1 protein-coding gene and 1 pseudogene are annotated in these 1,193 nt (G+C 41.2%); both read right to left on the minus strand.

All coding sequences use genetic code 11. The features are described 5' to 3' along the window. On the minus strand, positions 1-981 hold a 981-nt coding region (locus ACFIKN_RS02355; protein ID WP_375657860.1), incomplete at its 3' end, for a DnaB-like helicase N-terminal domain-containing protein. Further along, positions 938-1,193, minus strand: a pseudogene (locus tag ACFIKN_RS02360) (late control protein); the annotation flags it as partial. The gene ACFIKN_RS02355 and the pseudogene ACFIKN_RS02360, both read right to left, overlap by 44 nt.

Consider the following 1,193-nt stretch of genomic DNA (forward strand, 5'->3'; position numbering starts at 1 on the left):
AGAAGAAGAAACCTTTATTTGTTCTGAGATAATACGAGTTGCAAGCTGTTCTGTTGACATCTCAAGTGAGAAGAAACCAACTATACCCCCTTCATTTTCTTGGCTGTTATCATGACGCTTACAAGCATTGGCAATATTAAAAGCAATATTGGTCGCCAGTGAGGTTTTCCCCATCCCAGGGCGTCCAGCTATGATAATTAAGTCAGATGCTTGTAATCCTCCCATTTTTTCATCAAGGGTTTTGATATGGGTAGCTATCCCAGAAAGCTGTGAGGAACGCTTTTTTGCAGCGCTTGCCATGTTAAGTGCTTTTGCAATGGCTGTATCAAAGTTTTCAAACCNCATTTTTTCATCAAGGGTTTTGATATGGGTAGCTATCCCAGAAAGCTGTGAGGAACGCTTTTTTGCAGCGCTTGCCATGTTAAGTGCTTTTGCAATGGCTGTATCAAAGTTTTCAAACCCACCTCCATATTTTCCTTTTTCGGCGAGCTCAAATAACTGATTTTCAATTGTTTCAATTTGTTGGGTAGGCGTGAGCTCTACAGGCGCATCAAAGGCTGTATTGGCAACTTCATTGCCAAGATTAATCAAAGACCGGCGGATAAAAAGATCGTAAATAACGCGTCCATAATCTTCAGTGTTAATAATAGTGACTGCCTCTGTGGTTAAGCGAACAACATACTGGTATACAGTAATATCTCCAATTGTTTCTTCCATTTGGAGATAGGGCTTGATTGTAATGGGGTTTGCAAGATGACCATTTTGAATAATTTGTAACACAATCTCAAAGATCCTTTGGTGTAGCGTTTCAAAAAAATGTTCTGCTTTGAGAAAGTCTGAAACGCGATCGAGTGCATTATTATTAATCAGGATTGCTCCAAGTAATGCCTGCTCTGCTTCAATATTATGGGGAAGTTGACGAAAAGAAGAAGCAAAGTTATCTCTTGGATTTTCTGTTTTTAGCATGTTCAGTGTTCTCATTGCTTTCTTTTCCCTTGTCTGGTGCCTCAAAGGTGATTTCTGTGGTGTATCCGCTTTGTTTTTCATAGCAGTGGGTGACAGTGGAAGCTTTCCATGGTCCATTGATTTGCCCACGAAACCCTTGCAATAAAAGAGGTTGATCCGCCATGATTTCAGGGCGTCCCTCAAGGGTCAAAGAACCACTGCCTACAGCACGACACAACCTGTCCGAC

Origin of the sequence: Bartonella sp. CL436QHHD, from assembly GCF_042195105.1 — a bacterium.
GTDB lineage: Bacteria > Pseudomonadota > Alphaproteobacteria > Rhizobiales > Rhizobiaceae > Bartonella.